The organism is Nonomuraea recticatena (genome assembly GCF_039533245.1).
Lineage (GTDB): Bacteria > Actinomycetota > Actinomycetes > Streptosporangiales > Streptosporangiaceae > Nonomuraea > Nonomuraea roseola.
On the sequence record NZ_BAAATE010000055.1, the window covers coordinates 15,091 to 38,583 of the forward strand.

Genomic DNA, 23,493 nt, shown 5'->3' on the forward strand with positions numbered 1-23,493 from the left:
GCTCGTCACGGCAATGCGGGGTCCCCTGACCGCCGTGGGGACGTGCCTGCGAAGTTAACCGGAGCAGAGCTGGGCGCGCAGGGTCTGCTCGGCCCACCGCTCCCAGCGCTCACGCGGCCAGCCGCGCTCGTGCACGAACAGCAGGTACAGCTCGGGGCTGAGCAGGCCGTACAGCAGGTCGGCGGCCTCCTCCGCCGACAGCTCGGCCCGCGCGCCCGGCTTGGCGACCAGGGCCTTGGCCGCCCCTTGCTGGACGACGTAGCGCGGATCGACGTCGTGCGGCCACAGGGCGGCGACCTCGGGGTCGCTCGCCACCGCGGCCTCCAGGACCCGGCCGATCGGCGCGACCCGCTCCAGGACCGAGGTCGTGCCGGCGACGTAGGCGCGCACCATGTCCTGGGCGGTGTCGGCGGCCAGCGCGGCGGCGTACCACGGCCGGTCCATGGTGGCCACCGGCTCGTCGTCACCGGCGATCGTGACGTCGACCAGCTCCTTCAGCAGGGCGCGCTTGTTGCCGAAGACGAAGTAGATCGTCTGCACCGCGACACCGGCCTTGTCGGCGACGTCCTGCAGGTTCGTCGCGCCGTATCCGTCCTGCACGAACAGCTCCAGCGCCGCCGCGAGGATGCGCTGGCGCGTCTCCTTCGCCTTCTGCGCCCGCTTGTTCGTCCGCTTGACATCGCTCATGGCTAGAGTCTATCTCTAGATTAATTCGCTAGAAGTCAACTCTAGAAATAAGGTCCAGCCATGTCCGTCATCACTGTCACCCGCTTCCAGGCCGATCCCGCCGACGCCGACCAGGTCCGGGCCCGGCACGCGGCCCTGGTCTCCGCGACCAGGGCCGCGATGTCCGGCCTCGCCGAGGCGCGTCTCGGCCGGATCGGCGACGAGACGTGGGTCGGCGTCTGGCGCTGGGATTCGGCCGCCTGCCTGCGGGCGGCCCGCCAGGCACTGCCGGGCACCGAGGCGGCCGTCGCGGCGTTCGCGGTGGCCCGCGAGGTCACCGCGGAGGACATCGAGATTCTCGACGAGCTCTGACCGCCCGACCCCGGCCCCGGACCCCGGGGCCGGGGCTCCCCCGAACAGAGGAGATGACATGATCGAGATAGAGGCGCTGACGAAGGTGTACGGCTCGGCGCAGGTACGGGCGGTCGACGAGGTGTCGCTGCACATCCCCGCCGGATCGGTCTTCGGCTTCCTGGGGCCGAACGGCGCGGGCAAGACCACCACCATCAAGATGCTTGCCGGCCTGTTGACCCCCACCTCGGGCCAGGTCCGGCTGGGCGGCTTCGACGTGGCCCGGCAGCGTTCGGCCGCGATGGCCCAGTTCGGCGCCGTGCTCGAGGGCTCGCGCAACGTCTACTGGAGCCTGTCGGCCTGGCAGAACCTGATGTACTTCGGCAGACTCAAGGGCCTGCGCAAGGCCCAGGTCAGCGAGCGGGCCGAGGACCTGCTGAGCGGGCTGGGGCTGTGGGAGCGCCGAGACGACAAGGTCGGCGGCTTCTCGCGCGGGATGCAGCAGAAGGTCGCGATCGCCACCGCCCTGATCGCCGATCCGCCGATCGTGCTGCTGGACGAGCCGACGCTCGGCCTCGACGTCGAGGCCACCCGCGTCGTCAAGGACTGGATCGCCGAACTGGCCCGCGAGCTGGGCACCACCATCCTGCTCACCTCGCATCAGCTGGACGTGGTCCAGGAGCTGTGTGACCGGGTGGCCGTCATACGCCGGGGACGGCTCGTCGCCGACCTGCCCACGCGCGACCTGCTGGCAGGCTTCCGCGAACGCGACAAGTACGAGATCCGCATCGAAGGCGCGGCCCCCGCAGGATTCGACGCCGTCACCCGCGAGGGCGTCACCACGATGAGCGTGCGGGTGAACGATCCGCGCGAGGTGTACGACGTGGTCGAGCGCCTGCGCGCGCACGGGGTCGTCCTGGAGTCGCTGACCCAGGTGCAGCCCGACCTGGAGGATGTGTTCCTCGCTCTGGTGAACGAGGCGTCCCATGCTTGACGTGCTGGGCGCGGAGATCGGCAAGGGCCTGCGCGTTCAGCTGGCCCATCCGATCGGACACGTCATCACGCTGCTGATCAGCACCATGATGTACCTCGGCCTGCAGTTCGTCCTGGGCCAGGGTGAGCTGCGGCAGGACGTGCTGCCGCAGACCCTGGTCGCGATCGGCGGATACTGGTTCCTGCAGTACGCGGCCCTGGTGATGGTGGCCGATCTCATCGAGGAGAAACGGGCCGGCACCTTCGCCCAGGCGCAGATGACCACTGCGCCGCCGTGGCTGCCGATGCTCGGCCGGTTGATCACCGCCTCGATGTTCGGCCTGGCGGTGGCCGCCGTCGCTTCTCTCGTCCCGATGCTCACGGCCGGGATCACGATCCCGCTGCGCTGGGCGGCGCTCCTGCCCGCCGTGCTGCTGGGGATCAACGTGCTGGCCTTCACCTTCCTGCTGGCCTCCCTCGCCCTGGTCTCCCCGATGATCGGCGCCCTGCAGTCGCTGTTCACCTCGCTGGTGCTGCTGCTCAACGGCTCGTTCCTGCCGCTGGCCCTCTATCCGGACTGGCTGGCCGCTCTCGCCAGGGTCCTGCCCACCACCCTCGGCATCGAGGCGATCACCCAGACGCTGTTCGAGGGCAGGACCGTGGCCGAGATCTGGACCGGCGGCACTCTGCCCTGGCTCGTCGCCCACACCCTCGCGCTCACCGCCGCCGGCGGCCTGCTGTTCGTCCGAAACCATCGCCGAGCCCTGCAGGAGTCGTCATGACCTTCGCACGCGGATTCGCCGCAGAGGTTCGCAAGGGCCTGCTCAACCTCGCCGCCGGCTGGCGCGAGAACCTCATCCAGATGATCACCTTCCCGCTGTTCTACCTGCTCATCGTGCTGTTCATGGGGCGGGGGCAGTTGCGTGCCGACCTGCTGCTGCCGGTACTGCTCGGCATGGTGGCGCTGACCTTCATCCACGAGCAGGTCAACCGGGTGTTCTGGAGCTATCTGGGCGACATCCAGTCCGGGGTGCTGGAACAGACCTACCTGACCCCGCTGCCCTCAGCCGCGAGCATCCTCGGCCGTCAGGTCGCCGCCGTGATCTCGGCCCTGCCCACCGCCCTCGCCGTCCTGGCCACCGGGGCCACCGCCATCACCCTCCAGGGCGGGCGAATGCCCTTCGACGCGCAGGTGATCGTGCCGCTGGCCGCCATCGTGCTGGGCACCTGCGGACTGGCTCTGATCCTGTGCGGACTGACTCTGGTGTTCAGGCGCATCGAGATCGTCACGCAGCTGTCCGTGGCCGTCTACGCCATCGCCGGCGGCACCCTGGTCCCCCTGGCCGCCATGCCCGACCCCGTCGCCGCCCTCAGCCGGCTGCTGGTCCCCATCGCGCCCGGCATCGAGGCCATGCGCGACATCCTGCTCGGCGGCCATTCCCTGGCCACCCTCCCGACCGGCTGGGGCCTCGGCTGGCTGCTGACCCAGCCACTGCTCATCACGGCCGCCGGGGTGCTGCTGTTCAACCGGCTCGAGCACCTCGCCAGGCGCCGCGGCACCCTCGGCCGTCCCTAGAGCGCGCTCAGACCGCGGCGTCCTCCACTCCCCTCTGACCCGAATCTCCCCTCTGACCCGAAAGTGACTCGACCATGCTCAGACAGCTGCACCCCCTCGCCGGTCTCGCGGGGTTCCTCACCCTCCTCACCTCCTGGATCTCCACCGTGCTCGTCGAGCTGTTCGGCTCGCACGAACTGGTGGTCACCGTGAAACAGGCGATCCCGTGGGGGCTCATCGTCCTGATCCCCGCGCTGGCGCTCACCGGAGCGAGCGGCTTCTCGATCGCCGGAAACCGATCAGACACCCGGATCGACGGCAAGCGACGCCGCATGCTGGTCATCGCGGGCCTCGGGCTGCTCGTGCTGACCCCCTCGGCGTTCTACCTGTCCGCCGGCACCCCGTTCACCACGGCCTTCACCCTGGTCCAGGCGGTGGAGCTGCTCGCGGGCGCGGTCAGCCTGACTCTCATGGCGATGAGTGTCAGGGACGGGTTCGAGCTGAGCGGCAGGTTCCGCACGAATGCCGACCGCGGCTAGGCATTGGAGATCACCATGACAACGGACACCGTGACCCTGCGACCCATCGGACAGGTCGTCGGTGGGCGCAGCGAGATGTTCGAGGACGGCTGGCACGACGTCCGGGCCGTGATCCGGCTCGACGGCGAGTCCTTCACCGCGTCGGCGGTGCTCGGCCTGGAGCGTTTCTCCCATCTGGAGGTCGTCTTCCACTTCGACCGGATCGACCCGGCCGACGTGCGCGACGAGCCCCGTCCGCCGAGGGGGAACCCGGACGCGGCGCCCGTGGGGGTCTTCGCCCACCGCGGGCCGTACCGCCCCAACCGCCTCGGCGTCTCCCGCTGCCGGCTGCTCGCGGTGGACGGATTGACCCTGCACGTCGCCGACCTGGACGCCCTTTCGGGCTCACCCGTCCTGGACGTCAAGCCGTACCTGGCCGAGTTCGCGCCCCGCCATCCGGTCGTCCAGCCGCCCTGGGCCACCAGGCTCATGAGCCGCTACTACTGACCATCTGAATGAACGCCCCCGGCATCGACATCCCCGATCGGCGCGGCCGTACCGGCCTGGAACGGTACGGCCGCGACCTGACCGGCAACCCGCGGGTACGGATCACCGATGTGGAGGTGCTCTCCTGCGACTGGTACGTCCTGCGCAAGACCACCTTCGACTACCAGCACAGCGATGGCCACTGGAGCCGTGAGCAGCGGGAGAACTACGACCGCGGCGACGGCGCCACGATCCTGCTCTACGACACCAGCCGTCGCACCGTGCTGCTGACCCGCCAGTTCCGGCTGCCCGCCTACGTCAACGGGCACCCCGACGGGATGCTCCTCGAGACCGCCGCCGGACTGCTCGACGGCGACAGCCCCGAGGAGGCCATCCGCAGGGAGGCCGCCGAGGAGACCGGGCACACCGTCGGTACGGCCGAGCACGTCTTCGACAGCTACATGAGCCCCGGCTCGGTCACCGAGCGCCTGCACTTCTTCGCCGCCCCGTACGGCCAGGCGACCGCCACCACCGACGGCGGTGGGATCGCCGCGGAGGGAGAGGACATCACCACCGTGGAGCTGCCCTTCGACCAGGCGCTCACGATGATCCGCGACGGCGCCATCCTCGACGCCAAGACCATCATGCTCCTGCAGTGGGCGGCCCTGGACGGCCCCTTCCGCCCCGCGTGAACCCGCTCCGGCCGTACGGCCCCGGCGCAGAGCTCAGCGGACCACGCGGAGCCAGAGGTTCGTCGCGTGCGGCACCTCACCCAGGCTGAGGCGTTCGAGCCTGACGTTGGTCCCGCCCGGGTGGTCGAAGAGCCGGACGCCGTCGCCGAGCATGACCGGCGCGGAGCCCATGGGGCCGCCTCAGCCCAGGATGACCGTGAGGTCGAACGTGCCCTGGTGGGGGACACGGAGGGCATGGAAGCGGCGGGCGCCGTCGCGGAAGTACCGGACGCTTCCAGCCGCGATGGTCGCCTGCAGGGGGGTGCCCCAGCGGAAGCGGATCGTGGTGCGACCCCGGCGCACGTCCAGACCGTCGGCGGTGGCGGTGGTCGAGCCGCCGAACGTGGCCCGCGTGCCGTCGGTGAAGGTGAGGACGTCTTCGGGCTGGAGGACGAGGGGAATCTGCTCGGTGGCGGCGGCGTTCGCCCTGACGGCGCGCCGGATCGTCCGGCGCGTGACCAGGACGTCCGTGGTGACGTTCGCGTTGCCGTAGCGGATGCCGAGGGCGGCGGGGGCCCGGCCGCCGGTCCATTCCCTGCCACCTGGGGCGCCGTGGAAGTAGGTGGCCGGCAGGGGTCCGTCGGAGTCGGGCGCCTGGCCGGGGAAGACGGTGGACCAGCAGGCGTAGTCGTTGTCGTTGAGCCCGCAGATGATCGTGCCGGCCTCCGGATGCCACAGGAAGGTCAGCCCTGTGCGACTGCGCGAGGCGCGGGCGCCGAAGTAGCCGCCCAGGTAGAGGCCGGGCTTGCGGACGTACAGGAAGTCCAGGCCGCCGTCCCTGCGCAGTTCGACGAAATCGTGTGAGGCCAGATAGGGCAGGTCCGCGATGGCGGCGGCCCGTTGCCGCCGGCTGGGGAACCGTTCACCGTACAGGCCGTGCGTGAGGATGCGCGGCGAGGTGTCCTGCTTGGCGAGCGGCGTCACCGGCTCGGTGGAGGCGGCCCAGGCGGCGCGGGCCTCGGCCAGGTCCTCGCGGGCGGTCATGAACGCCGACAGCAGCGGCACCTGGCTGGTGAAGGTCCAGTTCAGCGCGGTCCTGTCGGGGTCGGGCCTGACCTCGTCGTACCAGCGGGTGCTGGTGCGCGTGGAAGGGGCGACGTTGACCAGGTACCCGGCGCCGTCAGGCTCGCGCAGCAGGTTGTAGGACAGGAAACCGGTGAAGGCGCGTGCCATGTCCACCAGGTGCGGGTCCGAGCTGTGGTGGTAGGCGTCGGCCAGTTCGGGGAGCATGACCTCGAAGTTGTAGTTCATGTCGTGGCCGCCTTCCTCGTGGAAGAAGCCGGCGGGGCTGACACCGGTCGCGGCGATCCGGGCGAACGCCTCGGTCAGGCTCGCGGCGAGCGCGGGGTCGGGGTCGAGCTTGAGCGCGACCGCGGCCCCGGCCAGACCCGAGGCGGTCTGGTTGGAGTAGTGGAGGGGCTCCTGCCAGACGGTGCGGTTGGCGGGGTTCAGCATCCAGGTCATGGCCCTCCGTAACGCGGCGCTGAGCTGGGACTGCCGGGTGGGCAGCGCCCCCGTCGCGCGCAGGATCACCAGGGTCTTGGCCAGGTAGCCCAGGCCGAACCCCGTGGGGGCCAAGCCGTGCTCGTTACGGTTGTACTCGGGAAAGGACCCGTCGCTGTGCTGAAGTGACAGGTAGTGGCCGAGCGCCGCGTCGAGCGCCGCCAGCAGGTCGGCGTTCCCCGTGTACGGATTCCACGGGCGGGCGTTGGCGTGGAACCAGGCCAGTGTGAAGACGTGCTCCTGCACGCGGGCGTTGTACGGCGCGGACGGTGAGCGCCACCAGCCGCCGGCGAAGAAGCCGGTGTCGTCCATGTCGTTGACCATGGGCGCGAGGGTGGCCAGGTACCGCGCGAAGCGCTGCTCGTGGGGGGCGAACAGCGTGCGGTTCAGAGGGGGCAGCGGCGCCAGATCGGGGACGGCCGCGAAGGCGGTGCCGGGTGCGAGCGCGGGAACGGCCGGGAGCAGGGCGGCGGCTCGGAGGAGGGTGCGGCGGGAGAGCATGGTCAACCTTTCAGACCGGTGTGCGCGAGCCCCTCGATGAATTGCCGCTGGGCCAGCACGAAGACGACCAGGATGGGCAGGGCGGTCATCGTGGCGGCCGACAGCTGCACGTTCCACAGGGGCGAGCCGTAGGCGTCGACGAACTGGGTGAGCGCCTGAGGCAGGGTGAACTTCGACGGGGTGGACAGGAACACGATGGGTTCGAGGTAGAGGTTCCACGAGTGCAGGAACGTGAAGATGGCGACGGCGCCGAGCGCAGACCTGGACAGCGGCAACGCCACCCGGAAGAAGGTGCCGAAGCGGCCGAGCCCGTCGACCCTTGCGGCCTCTTCCAGCTCGCCGGGCAGCGTGATGAAGAACTGCCGCATGATGAACGTCGCCAGCACGCTGGGCGCGCCCAGGATCGGCACCAGGATCAGCGGCCAGTGGGTGTCGGTCAGCCCCGCCGTGTGGAACATCTGGAACAGCGGGACGATCGTCACCTCGCTGGGGATCAGCAGTCCGACGAGCACGACCAGGAAGAGCAGGTTCTGGCCGGGGAAGCGGATGCGGGCGAAGGCGTAGCCGGCCATCGCGGCCACCGCCATCGTTCCGGCGGTCACCACCGCCGCGATGTAGAGGCTGTTGAGGTACTGCTGCCCGAACGGCTGCAGCTCGAAGACCCGGCCGTAGGTGGAGAAGTCGAACCTGGAGGGCACCAGCGCGGGCGGGAACGCGAAGATGTCGCTGATCGGCTTCACCGACGAGGTGACCATCCACCACGTCGGGAAGACGAAAGGCACGCACAGCACACACAGCAGCGCATACAGCCCGAGCCTGAGCTTACGACTCATGGAAGACCCACTTCCGGCGCAGTCGCCACTGCAGCAGCGTCAGCGCCGCGACGATCAGGAACAGCAGGACCGACAGGGCGGCGCCGTAACCGAGGTGCCGGAACTGGAAGGCCTGCTGATACAGGTAGTAGACGAGGACCGTGGTGGACATGCCGGGCCCGCCCTGGGTGAGCACGGCGATCTGGGCGAACACCTGCAGTGACCCGACCACGGTGATGATCGAGGTGAGCAGGATCGTCGGGCTGATCTGCGGCACCGTGATGCGTGCGAACCGGGTCCAGGCGCCGGCGCCGTCGAGCTGCGCGGCCTCGTACAGCTGGCGCGGCACGCCCTGGAGCGCCGCCAGGAACAGGACCATGTTGAGCCCGACGTTCTTGACGACCTGGACCACGATGACCGACAGCAGCGCGGTGGTCTCACCGCGCAGCCAGTTGGGGCCCTCGACGCCCGCCACGCCGAGCAGGCCGTTGACGCCGCCGTCCTGCTGGAGCAGGAACTGCCAGACGATGGTCCAGGCGACCAGCGACACCAGCACCGGGGAGAAGAACAGCGTGCGGAAGAACGTGGTGCCGGCCAGCCGCTGGTTGAGCAGGATGGCCAGGCTCAGGGCGAGGGTGAGGTTGAGCACGACCAGGCCGACCGAGAAGAGCGCGGTGCCGGTCAGCACCTGCCCCATGTTGGGGTCGGCGAGCAGCTTGGCGTAGTTCGCGCCCCCGACGTACTCGAACGTGCTCGCCAGCACGTTCCACTCCTGGAGGCTGTAGTAGACGACCAGGCCGAGCGGCAGCAGGACGAACAGCGCGCTTCCCACGAGCTGCGGCGAGATCAGCAGGTAGCCGACGAGGGCGTCGCGCCGGGGGATGGTCCAGAAGGGACGGGTCCGGGTGGCGGCGCGCACGGCCACCCGGTCGAGGAGGTCCGTCGCCGCCACGTCATCCGCCCAGCAGCGGCTGGATCTTCGCGCACACGCCGTCCAGCACCGCCTTGACGTCGGCGTCCGGCTTCCACAGCGGGTCGAGCGCGGCTCTGGCGGTCTGGGCGAGCTCGGCCTGACCGGTGTGGGAGGGCTTGACCACGCCCTTCTGGATGCCGTCGACCACCACCTCCTGCAGTTGGTCGCCGTTCAGCATGGGGCTGGTCTTCGCCATGGTGTCGGCGGTCAGCAGCGAACCGCGGGCGGGAGGGAAGTAGGCGGCCAGCTTGGCGGAGTTGGCGGCGTTGGTGAAGTAGGTGAGGAAGTCGGTGGCCTGCTCGGCCCTCGGCGACTTCTTCAGCACGCCGATCCCGGCCTGGCCGATGACCGCGTACTCGCCCTTCGGCCCGGCGGGCAGCGGCACCAGGTCCCACTTGAACGTCGCGTCCTCCAGCATGGCGGCGCGCGAGATCTGTGCGACAGCCATCGCGGTGTCGCCGGAGAAGAAGTCGACGGCGGTGCCCGGACCCGGCATGGACTTGTCGGTGAAGATCGCCTTGTGCAGGAACGTCATCGCCTCGACCATCTCGGGCGCGTTGAACTGGCAGGTGCCGCCGTCGTCGCTCCACGCCTTGGCGCCCCAGCCCTGCCACACGGTGGCGAGGTTGTCCCAGGCCTTGTAGTCGAAGTTGAGGATGGTCAGGCCGTTCTTGCCCTTCGCCGCGACGGCCTTGTTGATCTCGTTGGCGTGCTGCCAGTCCCACTGGCCGGCCTTCATCAGTTCGCGCGGCATCTTCTGGCCGGCGGCCTTGACCAGGTCGGTGTTGACGAAGACGCCGAAGGGCGAGGTGGAGAACGGGTAGGCGTACAGCTCTCCGTCGCGCTCCCACAGCCGGGTGGCGGCAGGGACCAGCTCGCCCGCGTTCTCGATCTTGCTCTTGAGCGGGACGAGGGCGCCGGAGCCGACGAAGTCCGGGGCGGAGTTCTCCAGGATCCACGCCAGGTCGGGGGCGTTGCCGCCGGCGATCTGCGTGGTCAGGGTGGTCGTGTAGTTCTCGAAAGGGATGGGGTCGAAGGTGATCTCGCCGACCTGCGGGTGGGACTTGCGGTACTCGGCGGCGATCTCGTTGAACAACTTCAGGTGAGCCTCGTTGGAGGTCCAGATCGACATGCGCAGCGGTTGCGGGCCTTGCGCGGCTGGAGCGGCCTCGCCGCCGCAGGCGGTGACCGCGAGGAGAGCGGTCAGCGAGAGGGCCGCCAGCTTCCCTGGTGCTTTCATGGGGGTTCTCCTTCTGGCGTGATGGCGGCGTCAGTAACCGGTGACGTCGGGCCAGCGCAGCTCCACGCCGTCTTGGGTGAGCCGGTCCTGGTAGTCGGCCAGGAGCCGCTCGCTCGCGCGCACGGCGTGCGGCGTGGTCGCACGGTCCAGGCAGAAAGCGGCGAGCGCGCCGGCCGCCTCGCCGACGTTCCACTCCACCGGGTGCAGGCGGTAGGCGCCGTTGGTGATGTGAGTGGTGCCGATGTTCTTGCATGCGGGCAGCAGATTGGTCATCCGCTGCGGGATCAGCGCCCCGAGAGGGATCTCGAACGGGGAGCAGGCGACGTCGATGTAGTTGTCGCCGCCGGTCGAGGGGTGCAGGTCGATGCGGTACATGCCCACGCCCACCGAGTCGTGATAGGAGACGGCGCCCTTGTCGCCGCGTACCGCCACGGACAGGTCCTGTTCGGTGACAGTGGTCAGGGCCCGGATGCGCCGGGACTCGCGGATGTAGGGGGCCTGGGCGAGCCCGTCGGCCCCGCCCGTGACGTCGCCGCGCAGCCGCAGACCCGGGTATCCGGTCCCGCCGTCGTGGCGGGGGGCCTCGGTCTGCAGCCAGTACAGCGCCGACAGGGACAGCTCGCGGGCCTTCGCCAGGTGCTGGCCGGCGTCAGGCACGTCGATGACCGGGCCCTCCAGGTAGTCGATCATGGGCCAGTTGACCAGCGTGATGTCGCTCTCGTAGGCGCCGGGCACGAAGGTGTCGCGGGCGGCGATTCTGCGGAAGGTCCACAGGTTGCCGTCGCCCGGGTTGACCCGCTGATCGGCCTCCACCAGGCGCGGGTCGTCGCCGGGGTTCGGGGTGAAGGAACGCTCCACGATCTCCAGCGTCCGCGGGCTGGGGCAGCGCCACGACAGCAGCCGGTCGCCCCAGAAGGGCGGCTGGTAGGCGCGCCAGAAGTCGTACGAGGCGGGCTTGTCCACGGTGTGGTCGCCGTCCACGTGGTCGATCGCGAAGCACACGGACACGGCCTGCATGTTCATCGGCTGGGCCACCGCGGGGGCGCTCGGCTCCCCGGTGTCGCCCTGCGCCTCGAAGCCGGTCACGTACTCCGCCCCGGCCAGCGGCAGCAGTTCGCCGGTCTCGGTGGCGTCCAGCACGTACGACGCCACGGCGGTGATCCGTTCGTCTCCGTCCCGGTGCGCGAGCCGCACGGCCGTGACGCGGTCGCCGTCCACCTCTGCCCCGACCGGCCGGTACGGCTGCAGCACGCGCAGCCTGCCCGAGCCCCGGTACGGGGCCAGCATGGCCTCGATGACCGCGACGGCGACCCTGGGTTCGTGGCACAGCTTGCTGACGTGCCCCGCTCCCGGGTTCAGCTCCCGCCAGGCCCGCGCCCGCTCGGTGAGCGGGTAATGGTCGCGGTAGTAGCGCCGGATGCCGTCGCGTAGCGCGCGATAGCTCGCCGTGACGCCGAACCGCTCCACCCAGGTGTGCTCGTCCGGCGGCACCGCCTGACTGGTCAGCTGGCCGCCCAGCCAGTCGTACTCCTCGGTGAGCACCACCGAGCGGCCCGCCCGCAGCAATGCGAGCGCGGCGGCCACGCCGCCCAGCCCGCCGCCGACGACGAGCGCGTCTGCCGATATCTCAACCACGTGGGGGTTACCTCTCATCATGTACGGGTGCCAGCGTCGAGCCCTCGACCAGCTCGCACGCCAGCAGTTCCTGCGGGACGCCGCCGTGCTCCAGCACCTGGGTGAGCAGCTCGACGGCCCTGCGGCCCATCTCCCGCCGGGGGATGCGGAAGCCGCTGAAGTCGATGTCGGTGGACACCGGCCTGGTGCGGGCGCCCAGCGCGACGATGGAAAGGTCGCGCGGCACGTCCAGGCCGCGAGTCCTGGCGATCTCGGCGATGGCCGCGCCGTCGGCCAGCTCCTCGGCGAACACGACGGTGGCGCCGGAGCCGAACACCCCGTCAGCCTGCTCCAGGTGCACGCCTTCGACGCCGGTCGCGGCCACCCCTTCGGTGAAACCGCGCAGCCGGTCGGCGTAGGACTCCGCGCCCTGCCCCGTCCCGACGTAGGCCATGCGCCGGTGCCCGAGCGCCGCCGCCCGCTTCACCAGGGCGCGCACTGCGGGCGGGTAGTCCGCCCCGACGTACGGCACCGGCCCGCCGGCGTCGTCGCGGCGGCCGACCGAGACGAACGGGATGCCCTCGGACAGCAGCCTGGACAGATCGTCCCGGTCGATCGTCCGGCCGAGCAGGACGCAGCCGTCCGCCAGCCGGATCCGGCTCTCCGCGCTGAAGATCCGCCGCCGCTCGCCCTGCTCCACCTTGGCGCTGGTGAACAGCAGCAGGTCGCAGCCCGCCTCCTCTGCGCACTCCTCGATCCCGACCAGGAAGGGGTGGTAGAAGTCGGCGCTCTCCGCGGGGAAGACGGCCTCGTAGGTGAACACGCCGTAGATGCGGTTGCGGCGTTCGACGAGACGGCGCGCCGCGGGGTCGGCCACGTACCCGGTCTCCCTGATCACCTGAAGCACCCGGTCGCGGGTTTCGGGCGAGATCCGCACCTCGCCCTCGGCCCTCCCGTTGAGCACCAGGGACACCGTCGTCTGGCTCACGCCTGCCATGCGCGCGATGTCCTGCTGCGTCAGACGCCGCCCTGAAGGAGTCACTGTGCGTATCACCCGTCGCCTTGATAATGCGTATTAGTGCGGTCATTGTGTAACCGGGCACAACGGGGCGTCAAGGGGTAATCACTCAAGTAATTCGTATTAGCAGCGGCTGCCGCCGACACGATCGCCTCCGGCCCCGTTCGTCCGGCGAACACCGCACGGCGACGCGAGGCCTGCCGCCACGCCTGGCCGACGATGATTCCGGTTCCGGGCGAGGCGAGATCCGTTACCGCCAGCAGAACCGAAGGCGTGGTTCCTCCTGTTTTGTCTGGTGGGCATAAGGTAAGGCGGCATGGCACTGACTCTTGTTCAGGTGAATTTCAAAGCTCGGGATGACTCGGCGCTCGGCCGGTTCTGGGCGGAGGCGCTCGGTTGGGGCGTTTCCAGCGAGGGACCCGGCGTGACCAACCTCGAGCCCGAGGGCTTCGTCTGGCCGGACCCCGCCGCCTTCTACGTCGATGTCGTCAAGGTCCCTGACCCCGAAACGGTGAAGTACCGCGTGCACCTCGATCTCGCCACCACCTCCGCGGCCCATCAGGCCGAGTTGGTCGCGCGCCTGAAGGAGCTCGGTGCGACGCCCGCTGATGTGGGCCAGGGCGACGTCCCGTGGACGGTCCTGGCCGACCCGGAGGGCAACGTGTTCTGCGTGCTGGAGCCTCGGGAGATCTACCGGGATACCGGGCCGATCGCCGCGGTGGTGGTCGACTGCGCGGACCCGCGGGCCATGGCCGGGTTCTGGGGCGAGGCGATCGACTGGACCCTGCACGAGGTGACCGACGATCACGCGACGCTGCGCTCCGCCAAGGGCGTCGGGCCATACCTTGAGTTCCTCCGCACAACGCCCGGCGCGAAGACCGTGTCGACCCGCGTCCATCTCGACCTGCTGCCGAACCCCGTTGACGGTCAAGCCGCGGAGGTGGCCAGGCTGCAGACCCTCGGCGCGACGCCCGCCGACGTCGGCCAGGGCGACGTCTCGTGGATGGTCCTCGCCGACCCGGAGGGCAACCAGTTCTGCGTCCTCGGCCGGTCCTGACGCGGAGCCTTCCGTCACAGACGGCGAGGCCGGTGTCGGCCTCGGCGTGATCCCGGCGGGCCGGGATCGCGAAGGCGAGGCCGCCCACGCCCCGGCGGGCGGGCGCGGGGCGTGGCGCGGTCACCGTCGGCTACGACGGCCCCGGGCATGTGATGTACCTGTCGGGCAAGAAGTGCCCCATCGAGCACGCCACCAGGTACCTCACCACGCTGAGGCTGCCGGTGCCCGGCACCGTCTGCCCCGCAGAGTGAACAGGGCCGCCGCAGGCGGCCGATATGTACAAGACCGCAGGTCGGGGCTGAGGAAGGATGGCGGCATGGATATCGACAAGGTCGCCTCCTTCATGGCCGGTCACGCGCGACTGCTCGACAGGCGCCGCTTCGAGTTGCTGATGGGCGAGGGCGACCCCGCCGGCACGCTGGCCGCGCTCGAGGGTTACCGCAACGCCGACGGCGGATACGGCTGGGGCCTGGAGCCGGACCTGCGCTCGCCCGAGAGCCAGCCTGGCTCCGCGCTGCACGCCTTCGAGGTGTTCGAGCAGGCGCCGAGCCCCCGTGCGGCCGAGCTGTGCGACTGGTTGCAGACGGTGACGCGGCCCGACGGCGGCCTGCCGTTCGCCCTGCCGCTGACGGTCGCGCAGGCGACGGCGCCGTGGTGGCAGGGCGCGGACCGTTCGGAGTCGTCGCTGCAGATCACCGCGGTGACGGCGGCGGCGGCCTGGCGGGTGGCCGCCCATGACCCCGCCGTCGCCGCGCACCCGTGGCTGGCGCGGGCGAGCGCCTACTGCCTGGAGGCCATCTCCTCGCTGAAGGAGCGGCCCCACGCCTACGTCCTGGCCTTCGCCGTGCGCTTCCTCGACACCCAGCCTTCGGCCTCCGACCTGCTCGACCGCCTGGGCGCGTTCGTGCCGCCCGACGGGGAGATGCACGTGGAGGGCGGCACCGAGCACGAGATGCTGAGCCCGCTGGACTTCTCCCCCGCTCCCGGCCTGCCTTCACGCCGGCTGTTCACTGCCGAGGCGGTGTCCGCCGACCTCGACCGGCTGGAGAGCCTGCAGCGGGAGGACGGCGGGTGGACCGTCGACTACGCGACGATCTCGCAGGCGGGCGCGCTGGACTGGCGCGGCGCCGTCACCGTCGACGCCCTGCGGATCCTGCGCGACAACGGCAGGCTGGGCCAGACGCCGGGGCGCGGCGCCTGACTGCCCGCGCCCTCACGACATCAACGCTTCCAGGCGCGGTCGAGGAAGTCCGCGACGAGCGGGGCGATCTCGGGCAGGTTCTCCTCCAGTGCGAAGTGCCCGGTGTCGAAGACGTGCAGCTCGGCCTCCGGCAGGTCGCGCAGGTAGGCGCGGGCGCCGGGCTCGGGGAAGAACGGGTCGTTGCGGCCCCAGACGACGAGCGCGGGCGGCGTGTGCTCACGCAGCCACGCCTGCCAGCGCGGATAGCTCTCGACGTTCGACTTGTAGTCGAAGGCGAGGGCGACCTGCGCCTCGGCCCGGCCCGGCTGGTCGAGGAAGTGCTGGTCGAGGGTCCAGCCGTCGGGGGCGACGAGTTCGGGGTCGCTGGTGCCGCCCTCGTACTGGCCGCGCGTGCCCTGCAGGGTCAGCAGCTCCCTGATGGTCTGCTCGGCGCCGGGCTGCTCGGGCCGCAGTGCGACGAAGGAGCGGGCGCCGTCCGACAGCCCTTCCTCGTAGGCGTTGCCGTTCTGGACCACCAGGCCCGCGATCCACTCGGGGTGACGCTCGGCCAGCCTGAAGCCGACGGGCGCGCCGAAGTCGAAGACGTACATCACGAACCTGGCCAGCCCGAGCCGCTCGAGGAAGCCCTCGGTGATGTCGGCGAGCCTGTCGAAGGTGTAGGAGAACCCTTCGGGGGCCTCGGTGTGGCCGAAGCCGGGGTAGTCGGGGGCGATCACCCTGTACCTGGTGCCGAGCGCGTCGATCAGTCTGCGGTACTGGTGCGAGGCCGAGGGGAAGCCGTGCAGGAGCAGCAGCACCGGCGCGTCCAGCGGCCCCGCCTCCCTGTAGAAGACGCGCACCCCTTCGACCTCGACGAACCTGTGCGCAACGCGGGGAATGTCCATGGCAGAGATCGTACGGTCAGCCGGTCTCCACTCTTTCGGCGGCCTCGGCGAGGTCGTCCGGGGTGGGGGCGTCGTCTGGGTGAGCCTGAGCCGCCAGTGGCCGGCGAAGTCGTGCGGCGTTGTGGCTCACCGTCCTGCTGGACGGCATCGAGGCGGCCACGCGCCTCTAGAGTGAGGGGCCATGGAATCCAGTGAGCTGCTGGGCACGCGGCTGCGCCTGCTCCTCGACCTTCTCGACGACGGGGTCACGGCGCTCTACCCCAGCCTCGGGCTGGAGGGCTTCCGCCCCCGCTTCACCCCGATCCTGCGCCAGCTCGCCGCCGAGGGCCCCGCCTCCATCCGCGACCTGGCCCGCGCCATCGGCGTGACGCACTCGGCCGCCAGTCAGACCGTCGCGCAGATGGCCAAGGAGGAGTTGGTCACCCTCTCCCCCGGTGCCGACGCCCGCCAGCGCATCGTGCGGCTGACCAGCAGAGCCGAGGCGCTGCTGCCGGCCCTGGACAGGGAGTGGGCCGCCACCAGCGCCGCCGCGGCCGAGCTCGACGCCGAGCTGCCCTACCCGCTCAGCCGCCTGGTCGACGAGGCGCTGGAGGCCCTGCGCCGCCGGCCCATGCGCGACAGGATCAGCGAATCCGCCAGACTCCTGTAGCGCAGCAGGCCGGCGCCGCCGGCTGGGTGGTGTCCTCGATCAGGGCGATGGGGTGAGTGTCGCGCCTCCCGATCGGGCGGGTCCCGACAGCTCGGCGATGTCCTCGGCCCCGTCACCGAGGAGTTTTTCGGCCAGATCCATCAGGGCGCGCCCTGCCGCCAGCTCGTCGCCGATCTCGGGGACGGGACGGTCCTCGGGGTTGCGGCGGGCGTGGCCGACGCTCTCGTGTCTTCTGTTGCCGAGGGCGTAGAGCACGGCGGTGGCCTCGGTGCGCTTGTCCTCGTCGTCCTCGCTGATGAGGATCTTGACGGTCCATTCCTGGGTCTTCATGACGACTCCAAATGTCACAAACGTGACGATGCGGTCATATCTCTAGCATCCACCCACAAGCGTGATGAGTGCGAGGAGGTTCGCCGCGGGTGTGATCGGGTAGCAGCGGCGCCATGCCTACGTACGGATTCCACGCCTCGCACGAGCAGGTCTCGCCCAGGGCGCTTCTCGACGCGGTCGCGGCCGCAGAGGAGGCCGGCTTCGGCGCCGCCATGTCGTCGGACCACTTCTCGCCGTGGAGCGAGCGGCAGGGTGAGTCGGGGTTCGCCTGGTCCTGGCTGGGCGCCGCCCTCGAGCGGACGTCGCTGCCCTTCGGCATCGTCAACGCCCCCGGGCAGCGCTACCACCCCGCGATCATCGCGCAGGCCATCGCCACGCTCGCCTCGATGTATCCCGGCAGGTTCTGGGCCGCGCTCGGCAGCGGCGAGGCGTCCAACGAGCACATCACCGGCGCCCCCTGGCCGCGCAAGCAGGTACGCAACGCCCGCCTGCGCGAGTGCGTGGAGGTGATCAGGGCGCTGCTCGCCGGCGAGGAGGTCACGCACGAGGGGCTGGTCACGGTGGACAGGGCCAGGCTGTGGACGCTCCCCGCCGAGGCGCCCCACCTCGTCGGGGCGGCCGTGAGCGAGGAGACCGCGCGCTGGTGCGCCGAGTGGGCCGACGGCCTGATCACCGTGGGCGGGCCGCAGGCCGAGAGCGTGGCGCGCGCCTACAGGGAGGCGGGCGGACGCGGCCCGCTGCGCGTGCAGGTGCACCTGAGCTGGGCGCCCACCGAGGAGGAGGCGCTGCGGCTGGCCCACGACCAGTGGCGCTCCAACGTGTTCGCGCCGCCGGTCTGCTGGGACCTGGACCGCGTGGAGCTGTTCGACATCGTCTCCCGAGACGTCCCGCCGGAGAAGGTGGCCGAGGTCGTGCACGTCTCCGCCGACGTGGGCCGCCACGCCGAGCTGCTGCACTCCTACGCCGAGCAGGGCTTCGACGAGATCTTCCTGCACCATGTCGGTCAGGAGCAGCGCCCGTTCATCGAGGCCTTCGCCGAGATCGTCAAGTGAGCGGCCGCCCGGTCACGGCGGTGACCCGGGCAGCCCGAGCGTTCGATGGATCATCTGGTGCATGTGGGCGCGGAAGCGGCGCATGGCGCGCGGGTCCTCGGGACCGCGCCGCTGCGCCGCCGCGTCGAACACGCCGCTGAGGACGAACCCGTGCACGCACCAGATCATCGAGTTGATCGTGTAGTGCACGTCGGCGTGCTCCACGTTCGAGGCCGGGATGATGTTCTCGATGGCGAACTCGGCCAGCGGCTGGACATACTGCGCCTCGAGGCTGCTGACGTCGCTGGCGTCCGACAGCCACCGGTGCATCCACAGTGACGGCACCTCGGGATGCTCGGCGGCGAAGTCGATGTAGGCGTCGATGAACCTGTGCACCGCGGCCACCTTGTCCTCGGGCGGCGCGACCTGAAGGTCCCTGATCCGCTCCTTCACGACGGCCGCGTGCTGGGTGTGGGCGCGTTCCATGACGGCTATGTACAGGTCGCGCTTGGCGCCGAAGTGGGAGCTCACGGCCTTCGCGCTCAACCCGGCGGTCTCAGCGATCTGCCCGATGTCGGTCGCGTCGTAGCCGAGCGCGGCGAACAGCTTGGTCGCAGCGTTGAGGATGCGCTCCCGCTCACCCCCTTTTACTGACGTCATACTGGTGACCCTAGAATCCGACGTCGTCCAGGCCAATCACGTGATCGACAAATACCGGTCAAATCGCTCCTGTACGGCCGATGGCCGCACAGGAGCGTGAACCGGGCTCAGAGCACGATGCGCACCAGGTTGCGGCCGCGCAGGGCGTAGAGCGCGGCCCCGTCGGGAGCGGCCGCGAGCAGCGGCTGCGAGCCGTAGGCCTGCGCGGCGAGCCCGTCGACCACGGTGGAGATCGTCATGGTCAGCGGGTCGATCCGGTAGACGCTCTCGCCGTCGGTGCCGTAGAGACGGTCGCTCGCCCGCACGATCGTGCCGGTGCGAGACTTGCTGAGCGGCACCGCGACCGTCCTGGTGACCTTCTTGCGGCGCGGGTCGAACTCGAACAGCACGCCGGTGTCGGCGATGCCGTACAGCATGGCGCCGTGGGAGACCAGCTCGGAGATCACGGTCGCGCCCTCCACCGGGACCACCGACCAGCGGACCTGCTTGGTGCGCAGGTCGAAGGCGGCCAGCTCGGCCTGCTTGGCCACCGGGGTGGTGCCGAGGCCGCCGCTGATCTCGCTGGCGACGTATGCGGTGCCAGACCTGGCGGTGACCGAGCGGATCGACTGGTTCGCGATGATGTTCCTGAACGTCTCGATCCTGTCGCCGCGCGGGTCGTAGAGGGCCAGCGCGCCGCCGTGCAGGCCGTACTCGGGCTGGGTGCCCACCAGCAGCCGCCTGCTGACGGGGTCGTAGTGGGCGTCGAGCGGGCGGTTCTGCTCCTCGCCGACGCGGGCCAGCCTGCGCAGGTCGGAGCCGTCGGGCCGCATGCCGAACAGGTAGGCGAGGGTGTAGACCGACAGGTAGACGTGCTTGCCGACCACCGTCATCGCCTTGGCCTCGCCCGGCAGGAACGTGCGGGTGCTGCCGCCGGTGGCCAGGTCGTGCACCTGCACGCCCGCCTTGCCGCTGACCAGCACCTGGTCGCGCGTCGCCGTGACCGCCATCGCCAGCTCGGGCGCGGGCGGCATGCCCGCCTGCGTGAGGTCCACGCCGGTGAGCTCGCCGGTGGCCAGGTCGTACTCCACGACCGAGCTGGTCAGCACGCCCGTCACCTTGCCGCCGCCGACGAAGATCCGGTTGAACGACGCCCCGTCGTACGGCACCGCCAGCCTGTCGAGCTTCGCGCTGTCGCGGTCGTAGCGGTAGAGCGTGCCCGAGGGCCTGGTGCCGAAGTAGACGTCGTTGTTGGGCGCGTCGATGCCGATCGCGGTGACGTAGGAGTCGCCGGGCGCGTCGACCAGCACGTGGCGCGAGGGGTCGGCGGTCTCCATGAGCATCAGGTCGCCCGTCGCCGACAGCCCCGCCGCCAGCAGCCCGCCCTCCAGCGCCAGGGTGGCCACGAAGGTGCGGTCGGCCAGCTCGGCGGGCAGGAGCTCGCGCTTGGCGCCGGTGACCCTGTCGATGGCGATCAGGTGGGCCTTGGCGCCCACTCCCGCGTAGATCGTGGTGTCGTCGACGGCGATGCTGCGCACGTACTGCTCGCCCGCGACGGCCTGGCCGAAGTCGCGGGTCTGGCCGGTGGCGGGGTCGTACTCGACGACGCGGCCCCTGGGATAGGTGCCGGCGTAGATCTTGCCGTCGGGGGCGGCGTCGATGGACCAGATGAAGTTGTCAGGCCGTACGTCGGCGACCTTCGTGGCCGCGCCGGTGCGGGTGTCGACCTTGTGGATGTCGCCAGGGGTGTAGGTGCCGACGTACAGGTCGGTGCCGACGGCCGCGGCCGCCCACGTGCCGTCGCCGCTGGGCAGCTCGGTGATCGAGGTCACCTTGCGCTGCGCGGGGTCGTAGGCGCCGATCCTGGTCGGCTTGATGCCGCCGGTGCCCAGGTAGAGGCGGTCGCCGACGAACTCGGCCGCGCTGATCGAGGTCACCTGCGAGGCCGGGCCGAGGTCCTCGACGACGGGCGTCGCGCCTGCCGCGACGGGCGCGCCCGTCAGGCCCAGAGCCATGGCCAGGGTCAACGCCGTGACGAACCGTATCCTTCTCATCCACTTGCCTCTCGGGGGGCTTATTACGGACCAGGCCGATATTGGGCCATTCGTACCATGCGTGGAAACGATCGAGCAAGACCCCTGGCGCGCACATTCGCGCACGCGCCCGAGGCCCGCCACTTGCTCCATCACCGACAGTGATGGTTGCGTCGCCGGACGGGAAGGAGATGGAGCCGTTGGGGCAGGAGTCATCCGCCGTGACGGAGGGGACGATCCGCGCATGGCGAGCATGTTTCAGCGGGGCAAGGTGGAACTCGTGTTCAGCGCGATGGACGCCGACGGAGACGGCATCCTGCGCGAAAGTGATTTCGAGGCTCTCGCGCGGCGCTGGGCGTCCGTCCGCGCGGCGGGCGACGAGGAGCGCCTGAGGTCGATCATGCACGGCTGGTGGGGAACGCTCGCCGCGAGCTCCCGAGACCCCGACTCGGTCGCGGTCGAGGACGTCCTCACCGTCGTGGACCTGCTCGGCCGGATGCCTGACGCCGTCGCCGCCACCGCCGAGGTCATGTTCGAAGCCGTCGACGAGGACGGCGACGGCCGGATCTCCCCGGCCGAGTACCGGCGGATGATCGAGGCATGGAACGGCCGCTCCACCGACACCGCCGCCGTGTTCTCGCGCCTTGACGCCGACGGCGACGGCACCATCTCTCGCGCGGAGTTCGTCCTGCACTGGAGCGAGTTCTGGTCGGGCGACGACCCCGAGGCGCCCGGCGCCCACGTCTTCGGCGCACCCCCTGCCCTCTGACCGTGCCCTCTCAGTGCTCCCGGTAGAAGTCGGCGAGGGCGGCGAACGCGGCCTTGGGCTCCCAGGGCATGTCGGGGTAGGTCACACCGAGGCGGTCCTCGTAGACCTTGACGATGCCGTAGCTGGCCAGGTCCAGGTCATCGCGGGGATCGCCGTCGGGGCGGTGGAGGTGGTCGCGGAGCGCGAAGGTGAACACGAAGGCGCTGTCGACGCCTCCGGCGTCGAAGACCTCCAGCAGCTCACGCAGGTACGCGGCCTGACCGGCCTCGTCGCGGGCGTACACACCGTCCAGCCGAACAGGTGCGCGGGTGTCCTTGTCGTATTCGACGATCGCCAGCCCGAGAGCGCCCCTGTCACCCGCGCCCTGGTAGCCGGCCGCGCCGAACTCGGTGATCGCGACCGGCTTCCCCTGCGCGACGAGGTCACGGACGCCTGCGGCGAAGCGGTCGGCGACCTCGGCCGACCGGTAGAGATCCATGGAGACGATGTCGAAGGGCTCCCAGTCGACGCGCTCGAGCGGTACGGAGGCGTAGGTCACCTTGCCGCCGAAGCGCTCACGGACGAGCGCCACGGCCCTGCCGAGGAAGTCGTTGACCCGGGTGCCGACCTCCGCGATGTGCTCGCGCACGCGATGCGGCTGACGCAGCAGTTCGATCCGCTCGTCGATGTCGCCGCCCGGCAGGAACCCCTTGTTCATCAGGCTGAGCTCGGCGCCGGCGACGAACACGACCTCGGCTCCCCGTCGCCTGAGCCGCTCCGCGCGCTCAGCGCAGTCGGCGAACAGCGACAGCATCTCGTCGTCGGTCAGTTCGAGCGGGTAGGGGGAGAACCAGACCTCGAGACCGAGGTCGGCGGCGTGCGCCGCCGCGAGCTCGATCCTCTCCGGATCGCCGCCCATGACGCGGACCGCGGTGCAGTGCAGGTCATCGCGGATGACGCGCAACTCGCGCCTGACCGTCTCCGAATCGAAACGCGTATGGCCGATCACTCCGTTGTAGACGAAGCCGGTGTCGTAGCTGATGCCTTTGGCTCGCATGCCGAGCCTCCTTTCAGGCTGTTGTTACGGTACTCGGCGTACCTTAGTTGCCTGTAGGCAGGGATGACAAGCAGAATGCGGGGGTACGGCCGGTACCGATCGAGAAGGGGCCATGACAGCGGATCCGACGAGGCAGCCAGGTGCCGGGCAGACACGGCGACGAGGAGCCGCGCTGGAGGAGGTGATCCTGCGCGCCGCGGCGGACGAACTCACCGCGTCGGGATACGCAGGGTTCACCATGGACAAGGTCGCCGCCCGCGCCGGCACCAACAAGAACGCCATCTACCGCCGCTGGCCGAACCGCCTCACGCTCGGCATCGCCGCCTATCGGCGACTGGCCACGGCGGTCCCTCCCCCTGACACCGGTGAGCTGCGCGGCGACGTCCTCGAGTGGCTACGCCAGGCCAACCGCTACTGGAGCTCCCCCCTCGGCGCGCTCCTGCGCGAACTGCTCTCCGCGGCGGGCGGCACGTCGGAACTCCTGGCGCAACTGCAGGACCAGTCCGGCGACGCCGCAGCCGCCCCCTGGTTGACCATCCTGGGCCGCGCGGTCGCTCGCGGTGAAGCCAGCCCCGAGGCGCTCCACCCCAGGGTCGCCACCGTGGCCGGCGTCCTGCTGCGCAACGAGTTCGTCGTGCGCGGGGCGCCCACCGTGCCCGACGACGTCCTCGTCGAGATCGTCGACGAGGTGTACCTGCCCCTTGTGCGGCGACGAGGCCCCAACCCGAGCTGACCCTCCGCCGGCGCCGTGCCCCCTACCCCTCCGTCGGGCCGGTCTCAGGGACGGCCGGCGACCATCTGCTGGCGCAGCCGCCACGTCCGGCCGCCGTCCGATGACTCGACGGCGCGCCAGTGGAAGGAGCCGGGCTTGACGTCGGAGAAGATCCAACGGGTCAGCACGCCGTCGAAGGTCCCCTCCAGAAC

27 protein-coding genes are annotated in these 23,493 nt (G+C 70.4%); 14 read left to right on the top strand and 13 right to left on the bottom strand.

Annotation, left to right across the window (positions count from 1 at the left end; translation table 11 throughout):
* Positions 1–54: 54 nt before the first annotated feature.
* Complete coding sequence (locus ABFX50_RS47705; protein ID WP_346157223.1) at positions 55–687, bottom strand: TetR/AcrR family transcriptional regulator; 633 nt, start codon at positions 685–687, stop codon at positions 55–57.
* Between the two features lie 60 nt (positions 688–747).
* On the opposite strand from ABFX50_RS47705, the gene ABFX50_RS47710 reads away from it, so the two are divergent.
* The 7 genes from ABFX50_RS47710 (at position 748) to ABFX50_RS47740 (ending at position 5,240) form a co-directional block, all read left to right on the top strand.
* Complete coding sequence (locus tag ABFX50_RS47710) at positions 748–1,038, top strand: antibiotic biosynthesis monooxygenase (protein ID WP_346157226.1); 291 nt, start codon at positions 748–750, stop codon at positions 1,036–1,038.
* 58 nt (positions 1,039–1,096) lie between these two features.
* Positions 1,097–2,011, top strand: a complete 915-nt coding sequence (locus ABFX50_RS47715; RefSeq protein ID WP_346157229.1) for an ABC transporter ATP-binding protein — start codon at positions 1,097–1,099, stop codon at positions 2,009–2,011.
* Positions 2,004–2,771, top strand: coding sequence for an ABC transporter permease (locus ABFX50_RS47720; RefSeq protein ID WP_346157231.1), 768 nt, complete (start codon positions 2,004–2,006; stop codon positions 2,769–2,771). The genes ABFX50_RS47715 and ABFX50_RS47720 overlap by 8 nt, the downstream gene beginning before the upstream one ends.
* On the top strand, positions 2,768–3,565 hold the full coding sequence (locus tag ABFX50_RS47725) for an ABC transporter permease (RefSeq protein ID WP_346157233.1): 798 nt from the start codon (positions 2,768–2,770) through the stop codon (positions 3,563–3,565). The genes ABFX50_RS47720 and ABFX50_RS47725 overlap by 4 nt, the downstream gene beginning before the upstream one ends.
* A gap of 74 nt (positions 3,566–3,639) precedes the next feature.
* On the top strand, positions 3,640–4,083 hold the full coding sequence (locus ABFX50_RS47730) for a hypothetical protein (protein WP_346157235.1): 444 nt from the start codon (positions 3,640–3,642) through the stop codon (positions 4,081–4,083).
* A gap of 15 nt (positions 4,084–4,098) precedes the next feature.
* Positions 4,099–4,569: an SAM-dependent methyltransferase gene (locus ABFX50_RS47735; protein ID WP_346157236.1), complete on the top strand. Its 471-nt coding sequence runs from the start codon at positions 4,099–4,101 to the stop codon at positions 4,567–4,569.
* Positions 4,570–4,577: 8 nt separating this feature from the next.
* On the top strand, positions 4,578–5,240 hold the full coding sequence (locus ABFX50_RS47740; protein ID WP_346157238.1) for an NUDIX domain-containing protein: 663 nt from the start codon (positions 4,578–4,580) through the stop codon (positions 5,238–5,240).
* 33 nt (positions 5,241–5,273) lie between these two features.
* Here the strand turns inward: ABFX50_RS47740 and ABFX50_RS47745 are convergent, their stop codons facing one another.
* Genes ABFX50_RS47745 through ABFX50_RS47775 form a run of 7 tightly spaced genes read right to left on the bottom strand, consistent with a single transcriptional unit; the run spans position 5,274 to position 12,976 of the window.
* Positions 5,274–5,411, bottom strand: a complete 138-nt coding sequence (locus tag ABFX50_RS47745; protein ID WP_346157241.1) for a hypothetical protein — start codon at positions 5,409–5,411, stop codon at positions 5,274–5,276.
* 9 nt (positions 5,412–5,420) lie between these two features.
* Positions 5,421–7,283: a hypothetical protein gene (locus tag ABFX50_RS47750; protein ID WP_346157244.1), complete on the bottom strand. Its 1,863-nt coding sequence runs from the start codon at positions 7,281–7,283 to the stop codon at positions 5,421–5,423.
* A gap of 2 nt (positions 7,284–7,285) precedes the next feature.
* Entirely contained in the window at positions 7,286–8,116 is an 831-nt protein-coding gene (locus tag ABFX50_RS47755) for a carbohydrate ABC transporter permease (RefSeq protein WP_346157246.1), read from the bottom strand.
* The gene (locus tag ABFX50_RS47760; RefSeq protein WP_346157248.1) at positions 8,106–9,047 is read right to left on the bottom strand and encodes a carbohydrate ABC transporter permease; all 942 of its coding nucleotides are present in this window, start codon (positions 9,045–9,047) and stop codon (positions 8,106–8,108) included. Before ABFX50_RS47760 ends, ABFX50_RS47755 begins: the two co-directional genes overlap by 11 nt.
* A gap of 1 nt (position 9,048) precedes the next feature.
* Positions 9,049–10,308: an ABC transporter substrate-binding protein gene (locus tag ABFX50_RS47765; RefSeq protein ID WP_346157250.1), complete on the bottom strand. Its 1,260-nt coding sequence runs from the start codon at positions 10,306–10,308 to the stop codon at positions 9,049–9,051.
* Between the two features lie 30 nt (positions 10,309–10,338).
* Positions 10,339–11,943, bottom strand: a complete 1,605-nt coding sequence (locus ABFX50_RS47770; RefSeq protein WP_346157252.1) for an FAD-dependent oxidoreductase — start codon at positions 11,941–11,943, stop codon at positions 10,339–10,341.
* A gap of 7 nt (positions 11,944–11,950) precedes the next feature.
* Positions 11,951–12,976, bottom strand: a complete 1,026-nt coding sequence (locus ABFX50_RS47775) for a LacI family DNA-binding transcriptional regulator (protein ID WP_346157255.1) — start codon at positions 12,974–12,976, stop codon at positions 11,951–11,953.
* 280 nt (positions 12,977–13,256) lie between these two features.
* On the opposite strand from ABFX50_RS47775, the gene ABFX50_RS47780 reads away from it, so the two are divergent.
* From ABFX50_RS47780 to ABFX50_RS47790, 3 genes are all read left to right on the top strand, one after another.
* On the top strand, positions 13,257–13,997 hold the full coding sequence (locus ABFX50_RS47780) for a VOC family protein (RefSeq protein ID WP_346157257.1): 741 nt from the start codon (positions 13,257–13,259) through the stop codon (positions 13,995–13,997).
* Positions 13,998–14,062: 65 nt separating this feature from the next.
* Entirely contained in the window at positions 14,063–14,248 is a 186-nt protein-coding gene (locus ABFX50_RS47785; RefSeq protein ID WP_346157281.1) for an alpha/beta hydrolase, read from the top strand.
* A gap of 65 nt (positions 14,249–14,313) precedes the next feature.
* Positions 14,314–15,198, top strand: coding sequence for a hypothetical protein (locus tag ABFX50_RS47790; protein ID WP_346157260.1), 885 nt, complete (start codon positions 14,314–14,316; stop codon positions 15,196–15,198).
* A 20-nt stretch (positions 15,199–15,218) separates the two neighbouring features.
* Here ABFX50_RS47790 and ABFX50_RS47795 read toward each other — a convergent pair whose 3' ends face one another.
* Entirely contained in the window at positions 15,219–16,082 is an 864-nt protein-coding gene (locus ABFX50_RS47795; protein ID WP_183645285.1) for an alpha/beta fold hydrolase, read from the bottom strand.
* A 181-nt stretch (positions 16,083–16,263) separates the two neighbouring features.
* Between ABFX50_RS47795 and ABFX50_RS47800 the strand changes: the two genes are divergently transcribed.
* Positions 16,264–16,731, top strand: coding sequence for a MarR family transcriptional regulator (locus tag ABFX50_RS47800; protein ID WP_346157263.1), 468 nt, complete (start codon positions 16,264–16,266; stop codon positions 16,729–16,731).
* A 39-nt stretch (positions 16,732–16,770) separates the two neighbouring features.
* On the opposite strand, the gene ABFX50_RS47805 is transcribed toward ABFX50_RS47800, so the two are convergent.
* Positions 16,771–17,061 carry a DUF1876 domain-containing protein gene (locus tag ABFX50_RS47805; RefSeq protein ID WP_183645287.1) on the bottom strand — a complete coding sequence of 97 codons (291 nt, stop codon included), beginning with the start codon at positions 17,059–17,061 and terminating at the stop codon, positions 16,771–16,773.
* Positions 17,062–17,174: 113 nt separating this feature from the next.
* Between ABFX50_RS47805 and ABFX50_RS47810 the strand changes: the two genes are divergently transcribed.
* Positions 17,175–18,113, top strand: coding sequence for a TIGR03885 family FMN-dependent LLM class oxidoreductase (locus ABFX50_RS47810; RefSeq protein WP_346157266.1), 939 nt, complete (start codon positions 17,175–17,177; stop codon positions 18,111–18,113).
* A 12-nt stretch (positions 18,114–18,125) separates the two neighbouring features.
* Here ABFX50_RS47810 and ABFX50_RS47815 read toward each other — a convergent pair whose 3' ends face one another.
* Both ABFX50_RS47815 and ABFX50_RS47820 read right to left on the bottom strand, forming a co-directional pair.
* A complete protein-coding gene (locus ABFX50_RS47815; protein WP_346157269.1) occupies positions 18,126–18,752 on the bottom strand; it encodes a TetR/AcrR family transcriptional regulator in 627 nt (208 codons plus the stop codon).
* A gap of 107 nt (positions 18,753–18,859) precedes the next feature.
* Positions 18,860–20,785 (bottom strand): hypothetical protein, encoded by a 1,926-nt coding sequence (locus tag ABFX50_RS47820; RefSeq protein ID WP_346157271.1) that lies wholly within the window; start codon positions 20,783–20,785, stop codon positions 18,860–18,862.
* Between the two features lie 223 nt (positions 20,786–21,008).
* Here ABFX50_RS47820 and ABFX50_RS47825 point away from each other — a divergent pair, with 223 nt between their 5' ends.
* Positions 21,009–21,533, top strand: coding sequence for an EF-hand domain-containing protein (locus tag ABFX50_RS47825; protein ID WP_346157273.1), 525 nt, complete (start codon positions 21,009–21,011; stop codon positions 21,531–21,533).
* A 10-nt stretch (positions 21,534–21,543) separates the two neighbouring features.
* Here ABFX50_RS47825 and ABFX50_RS47830 read toward each other — a convergent pair whose 3' ends face one another.
* The gene (locus tag ABFX50_RS47830) at positions 21,544–22,569 is read right to left on the bottom strand and encodes a glycoside hydrolase family 113 protein (RefSeq protein ID WP_346157275.1); all 1,026 of its coding nucleotides are present in this window, start codon (positions 22,567–22,569) and stop codon (positions 21,544–21,546) included.
* 112 nt (positions 22,570–22,681) lie between these two features.
* Here ABFX50_RS47830 and ABFX50_RS47835 point away from each other — a divergent pair, with 112 nt between their 5' ends.
* Positions 22,682–23,302 (top strand): TetR/AcrR family transcriptional regulator, encoded by a 621-nt coding sequence (locus ABFX50_RS47835; protein WP_346157278.1) that lies wholly within the window; start codon positions 22,682–22,684, stop codon positions 23,300–23,302.
* The last annotated feature ends 191 nt before the right edge of the window (positions 23,303–23,493 follow it).

Excerpts from the sequence above, each read along its gene's own strand:
- ABFX50_RS47735 (WP_346157236.1), top strand. The coding sequence starts at position 4,099 with ATGACAACGGACACCGTGACCCTGCGACCCATCGGACAGGTCGTCGGT.
- ABFX50_RS47705 (WP_346157223.1), bottom strand. The coding sequence starts at position 687 with ATGAGCGATGTCAAGCGGACGAACAAGCGGGCGCAGAAGGCGAAGGAG.
- ABFX50_RS47750 (WP_346157244.1), bottom strand. The coding sequence starts at position 7,283 with ATGCTCTCCCGCCGCACCCTCCTCCGAGCCGCCGCCCTGCTCCCGGCC.
- ABFX50_RS47765 (WP_346157250.1), bottom strand. The coding sequence starts at position 10,308 with ATGAAAGCACCAGGGAAGCTGGCGGCCCTCTCGCTGACCGCTCTCCTC.
- ABFX50_RS47830 (WP_346157275.1), bottom strand. The coding sequence starts at position 22,569 with ATGCGAGCCAAAGGCATCAGCTACGACACCGGCTTCGTCTACAACGGA.
- ABFX50_RS47740 (WP_346157238.1), top strand. The coding sequence starts at position 4,578 with ATGAACGCCCCCGGCATCGACATCCCCGATCGGCGCGGCCGTACCGGC.
- ABFX50_RS47720 (WP_346157231.1), top strand. The coding sequence starts at position 2,004 with ATGCTTGACGTGCTGGGCGCGGAGATCGGCAAGGGCCTGCGCGTTCAG.
- ABFX50_RS47730 (WP_346157235.1), top strand. The coding sequence starts at position 3,640 with ATGCTCAGACAGCTGCACCCCCTCGCCGGTCTCGCGGGGTTCCTCACC.
- ABFX50_RS47815 (WP_346157269.1), bottom strand. The coding sequence starts at position 18,752 with ATGACGTCAGTAAAAGGGGGTGAGCGGGAGCGCATCCTCAACGCTGCG.
- ABFX50_RS47835 (WP_346157278.1), top strand. The coding sequence starts at position 22,682 with ATGACAGCGGATCCGACGAGGCAGCCAGGTGCCGGGCAGACACGGCGA.
- ABFX50_RS47715 (WP_346157229.1), top strand. The coding sequence starts at position 1,097 with ATGATCGAGATAGAGGCGCTGACGAAGGTGTACGGCTCGGCGCAGGTA.
- ABFX50_RS47725 (WP_346157233.1), top strand. The coding sequence starts at position 2,768 with ATGACCTTCGCACGCGGATTCGCCGCAGAGGTTCGCAAGGGCCTGCTC.
- ABFX50_RS47755 (WP_346157246.1), bottom strand. The coding sequence starts at position 8,116 with ATGAGTCGTAAGCTCAGGCTCGGGCTGTATGCGCTGCTGTGTGTGCTG.
- ABFX50_RS47790 (WP_346157260.1), top strand. The coding sequence starts at position 14,314 with ATGGATATCGACAAGGTCGCCTCCTTCATGGCCGGTCACGCGCGACTG.
- ABFX50_RS47810 (WP_346157266.1), top strand. The coding sequence starts at position 17,175 with ATGCCTACGTACGGATTCCACGCCTCGCACGAGCAGGTCTCGCCCAGG.
- ABFX50_RS47805 (WP_183645287.1), bottom strand. The coding sequence starts at position 17,061 with ATGAAGACCCAGGAATGGACCGTCAAGATCCTCATCAGCGAGGACGAC.
- ABFX50_RS47710 (WP_346157226.1), top strand. The coding sequence starts at position 748 with ATGTCCGTCATCACTGTCACCCGCTTCCAGGCCGATCCCGCCGACGCC.
- ABFX50_RS47795 (WP_183645285.1), bottom strand. The coding sequence starts at position 16,082 with ATGGACATTCCCCGCGTTGCGCACAGGTTCGTCGAGGTCGAAGGGGTG.
- ABFX50_RS47825 (WP_346157273.1), top strand. The coding sequence starts at position 21,009 with ATGGCGAGCATGTTTCAGCGGGGCAAGGTGGAACTCGTGTTCAGCGCG.
- ABFX50_RS47800 (WP_346157263.1), top strand. The coding sequence starts at position 16,264 with ATGGAATCCAGTGAGCTGCTGGGCACGCGGCTGCGCCTGCTCCTCGAC.
- ABFX50_RS47820 (WP_346157271.1), bottom strand. The coding sequence starts at position 20,785 with ATGAGAAGGATACGGTTCGTCACGGCGTTGACCCTGGCCATGGCTCTG.
- ABFX50_RS47745 (WP_346157241.1), bottom strand. The coding sequence starts at position 5,411 with ATGGGCTCCGCGCCGGTCATGCTCGGCGACGGCGTCCGGCTCTTCGAC.
- ABFX50_RS47780 (WP_346157257.1), top strand. The coding sequence starts at position 13,257 with ATGGCACTGACTCTTGTTCAGGTGAATTTCAAAGCTCGGGATGACTCG.